We start from the raw sequence: 4,317 nt of genomic DNA, 5'->3' as shown, positions 1-4,317 counted from the left end.
GCCCCGGCCACCGCGCGCTGCGGTGGTCGGGGCTCACGGCATCGGCTCGCTCACGGGGTCGCCCTGGCGGCGGCGGCCGCTCGCCCCGAAGGGCCGGCCGGTGGGGCACGGCCGACCCTTCGGGAGTCCGGTGCGGCGGTGTGTCAGTTCAGGCTGCTGCTCATCGCGTTGAGCATCGTGCCGGAGGCGTCGTCGTTCTCCAGGGAGAAGGCGAACATCCCGGCCAGGCCCTTGCTCTTCGCGTAGGCGCCGCGGGCCTGGACGGCCTGCGGGGTGTCACCCGTCCAGAAGTTGGTGCCGTCGTACACCCAGGAGGACTCGGTCACCGGGTCCCAGTGGGTGTTGGCGGCGGTCGGGTTGAGCTCCTTCCAGGCGGCCAGGCCGGCCTCCGCGCTCAGCGGCTTGGCCGGGGTCGGGCCGGTCGCGCTCTGGTACAGGCCGAAGTTGTTGCCGGCCGGCACACCGGTCCAGCCGCGCCAGTAGAACGGCACGCCCAGCACGATCTTGTTCGCCGGGAACCCGCCCGCGATGCCGTACTCCGGCAGGCCGGTGGTGTACGCGGTGAGCGTGGTGTCGACGTTGTACTTCCGGTTGCCCGGGGTGATCGGCGTGGTCGGGTCGGCCGGGCTGTCGTGCAGCGGGTCCTGGTGGTTCGTCGGGCCCTTGGCGTCCCAGGCACCGTGCATGTCGTAGGTCATGACGTCGGCGTAGTCCAGGTACGCGCCGATCTTGTCGGTCTCCAGCTGTGCGATCTTGTCCTGGCCGCTGGGCAGCGCGGCGGTCAGCAGGAACTTCTTGCCCTGGGCGTTGCCGAGGGCGTCCAGCTGGGTGCGGAACTCCTTGAGCAGAAGGGTGAAGTTCTGCTTGTCGTTCGGGGAGTAGTGGTTGCCGGTGTGGCCGCCGGCCGAGCCCGGGTACTCCCAGTCGAGGTCGATGCCGTCGAAGAGGCCGGCCGCCGCCGCGGCGCCGCCCGCCGGGTCACCGGCCACGTTGGTGGGCAGGTTGCCCTTGAGGAACATGTCGACGCAGGAGGAGACGAACTTCTTGCGGGAGGCGTCGGTCGCGGCCGCGTCCGAGAAGTACTTGGAGTACGTCCAGCCGCCGATGGAGATGGCGATCCGCAGGTTCGGGTACTTGGCCTTCAGCTGGCGCAGCTGGTTGAAGTTGCCCTTGAGCGGCTGCTCCCAGGTGTCGGCGGTGCCGTCCACGCTGGCCGCGCCGTTGTAGTCGGCCTGGTAGTCCGCGTAGGCGTCACCGGCGCCGTCACCGGCGTTCGGGTTGTTCTCGTTGCCCGAGTCCGAGGCCTTGACCGTCTGGAAGCAGGTCAGGTTGGTCGGGTGGATGTTGGCGAACGCGTACTGGAGGACGTCCAGCTTGCCGGCCGAGCCGCTGGTGTCGACGTTCTTCGCGTGGTACGCGTTCTCGTAGACGCCCCACTGGTCGAAGTAGGCCGCGCGGAACGGGCTGTTGGCGGGCGCGGCGGCGGTGGTGGTGGTCACCGGGGCGGACTGGGCGGAGGCGTGGCCGCCGGAGTAGCCCTGGACGGTGAAGGTGTAGCCGCGGGTCGGCAGCAGCGAGCTGACCGCGACCGAGGTGCCCATCGAGGTGGCCACCAGCTGGTCGCCCGCGTACACCTTGTAGGCGACCGGCGCGTCGCCGGCGGTCGCGGTGGACGGCTGCCACTTGAGCACCACGGCGTTGTGGGTGACCTTGGTGACGGTGACGCCGGTCGGCGTGGTGACCTTGCCGTCCCCGGCGGGCCCGGTGCCGGTCGAGGTGGCGGTGGGCGTCACGGTCGGGGTGTTGGTCGCGGTGGGGCTGTTGGTCGCCGTCGGGCTGTTCGTGGCCGTCGGGCTCTTGGTCGCGGTCGGGCTGTTCGTGGCGGTGGGGCTGTTGCTGGCCGTCGGGCTGTTGGACGCCGTGGGGCTGCTCGTGGTGGACGGGCTGCCGGTCACCGTCGGGGTGGCGGTGCCGGTCGGGCCGGCCGGACCGGTCAGGGTCAGGTCGTCGGCCTGGTAGGCGCCGGTGCCGTACCAGCCGTGGGTGGCGACGGTGACCGAGGTGGTGCTCGCACCCGTGGTGAAGGTGGTGCTCAGCTGGGTCCAGTTGGCCGCGCCGGGCGTCCAGGTCTGGGAGTTGACGCCGGTTCCGGTCGCGGCGAGGTAGACGTAGTTGCCGCGCACCCAGCCCGCCAGGGTGTAGGTGGTGTTCGGCAGGACGGCGACGGTCTGCTGGCACTGCGCGGTGTCCGAGGCCGACGCGGCGCCGTTGAGCGCGTAGCTGCCGCCGTGCACCGGGGTGGTGACGACGGATCCGTTGGCGCAGGTCCAGCCGGAGAGGGTGCCGGTCTCCAGGTCGCCGTTGGCGAGCAGGTTGACGGCGGCGGCCGAGGCGGTGTTGAGGGAGAGCGCGAGGGCGGCGCCGCCGGTGCTGAGGGTCGCGGCCATGGCGAGTGCGAGCGCCCGGCGGCGTGGATTGGCGGCCCGGCGTTCAGCGGGGCGCGCGGACATGACACGGTCGTGCATGCGGTGGTCCTCCGGAGGAGTGGGGTTTCCGGTGGTGCGTCCGGCCCGGACGGGCCGAGGGGGGAGCCGGGCCGGGCACCGTGGGGGGCGCGCGGCCGGGTGAACACGTGCGGCAGGGCAGGATGCGGCAGGGCGTGCTGAACTCGTGAAGCGGACCGGCCCGGGGGCCTTCGCATCACGACATCACAGATTGGACTGGACCAATATTCGCCGTCAAGGGTGTCCGGTGGGCGGACCGTCGGCGGCCGCACGACCGGGTGCGCGGCGCGCCGGACCGGTACGGTGGCCTCCCGAGAGGTTCCCGCGTCGAACGGAGAACGGGTCATGGACAGCCGCGCCTGGGACGACCGCTACGCCGCGAGCGAGCTGGTCTGGGGCAGCGAACCCAACCGCTGGGTGGTCCGCGAGCTGACCGGGCTGGCCCCCGGACGGGCCCTCGACCTCGCCGCCGGGGAAGGGCGCAACAGCATGTGGCTCGCCGGCCTCGGCTGGGAGGTCACCGGCCTCGACTTCTCCACCGTGGCCCTCGGCCGCGCCGAACGGCTCACCGCCGCCCTGCCCGACGAGGTCGCCGACCGGCTGACCTGGCGGCACGGCGACGCCCGCACCTTCGAGGCCCCGCCCGGGGGCTACGACCTGGTCCTGGTCGCCTACCTCCAGCTCCCCGCCGAGGGGCGGCGGGAGGCGCTGCGCCGGGCCGCGGCGGCCCTCGCCCCCGGCGGCACCCTGCTGGTGGTCGCGCACGACTCCACCAACCTGACCGAGGGCACCGGCGGCCCCCAGGACCCGGCGGTGCTGTACGGCCCCGACGACGTCCTCGCCGACCTGTCCGGCACCCGGCTGCGCACCGTCCGCGCCGAGCGGGTCCGCCGCCCGGTGGCCGTCGACGCGGGCCACCGCGGGGCGGCCGGGGGCGCGGCCGAGGCGGTCGACGCGCTGGTCCGCCTGGAGCGGCCGGCCTGATCCGACGGCCCCGGAGACCGCCGGGGCCGTGCCGTCCGTGCTAGGTGCGGTGCCGTCCGCTTCCCCGGCGCGCCCACGGGGTATGCAGGTCTCCCCGGGACGAGGCCGTGCACGGGGCGCGGGAAATATCTACAGTGCTGTAGATTCAAGGCGCGCAGGTGAGCAACGAGGAGGTCGCGATGAGCGTTTCGCTGGCGAAGGGGCAGAAGCTGAGCCTGGAGAAGCCGGGCGGAGGCCGACTGGGTGTGGTCCGCATGGGCCTCGGCTGGCGCGCGGTCCAGAAGAAGGGATTCCTCGCCAAGCTGTTCGCCGGCCAGGACATCGACCTGGATGCCTCGGCGGTGCTGTTCTCCGCCGGGAAGCCGGTCGACGTGGTGTTCTTCCAGCACCTCACCAGCAACGACGGCTCGGTGCGGCACAGCGGGGACAACCTGACCGGCGGCTCGGGCGACGCGACCGACGACGAGACCATCACCGTCGACCTCACCGCCGTCCCGGCCGAGGTGGACCAGATCCTCTTCACCGTCAACTCGTTCACCGGGCAGACCTTCCAGGAGGTCGAGAACGCCTTCTGTCGACTGGTCGACACCCAGACCGGTGCCGAGCTGGCCCGCTACACGCTCACCGGCGGCGGCGCCTACACGGCGCAGATCATGGCCAAGGTGCAGCGCACCCCGGGCGGCTGGCAGATGACGGCGATCGGGCAGCCGGCCGGCGGGCGGACCTTCCAGGACCTCATGCCGGAGCTGGTCAAGTACCTCTGACACCGCCGGACGGCTCGGCGTCCGCGCACCGACGGCCTCGGCCCGCCTCCCCGACGTACGGGAGG

General features: G+C 72.6%; 3 protein-coding genes. 2 read left to right on the top strand and 1 reads right to left on the bottom strand.

The window, feature by feature from the left end; all coding sequences use genetic code 11:
* Nucleotides 1-143 precede the first annotated feature (143 nt).
* Nucleotides 144-2,525 (bottom strand): glycosyl hydrolase family 18 protein, encoded by a 2,382-nt coding sequence (locus ACFCX4_RS34950; RefSeq protein WP_376151289.1) that lies wholly within the window; start codon nucleotides 2,523-2,525, stop codon nucleotides 144-146.
* Nucleotides 2,526-2,849: 324 nt separating this feature from the next.
* Between ACFCX4_RS34950 and ACFCX4_RS34945 the strand changes: the two genes are divergently transcribed.
* Together ACFCX4_RS34945 and ACFCX4_RS34940 are read left to right on the top strand one after the other, a co-directional pair.
* The gene (locus tag ACFCX4_RS34945; protein ID WP_376151287.1) at nucleotides 2,850-3,488 is read left to right on the top strand and encodes a class I SAM-dependent methyltransferase; all 639 of its coding nucleotides are present in this window, start codon (nucleotides 2,850-2,852) and stop codon (nucleotides 3,486-3,488) included.
* 179 nt (nucleotides 3,489-3,667) lie between these two features.
* Complete coding sequence (locus ACFCX4_RS34940) at nucleotides 3,668-4,252, top strand: TerD family protein (protein ID WP_376151285.1); 585 nt, start codon at nucleotides 3,668-3,670, stop codon at nucleotides 4,250-4,252.
* The last annotated feature ends 65 nt before the right edge of the window (nucleotides 4,253-4,317 follow it).

Origin of the sequence: Kitasatospora sp. NPDC056327 (assembly GCF_042261735.1) — a bacterium.
In the GTDB taxonomy this organism is placed as follows: domain Bacteria; phylum Actinomycetota; class Actinomycetes; order Streptomycetales; family Streptomycetaceae; genus Kitasatospora.
Note: the sequence above shows the minus strand (reverse complement) of the source record. Positions and strands in the feature narration are given on the sequence as shown.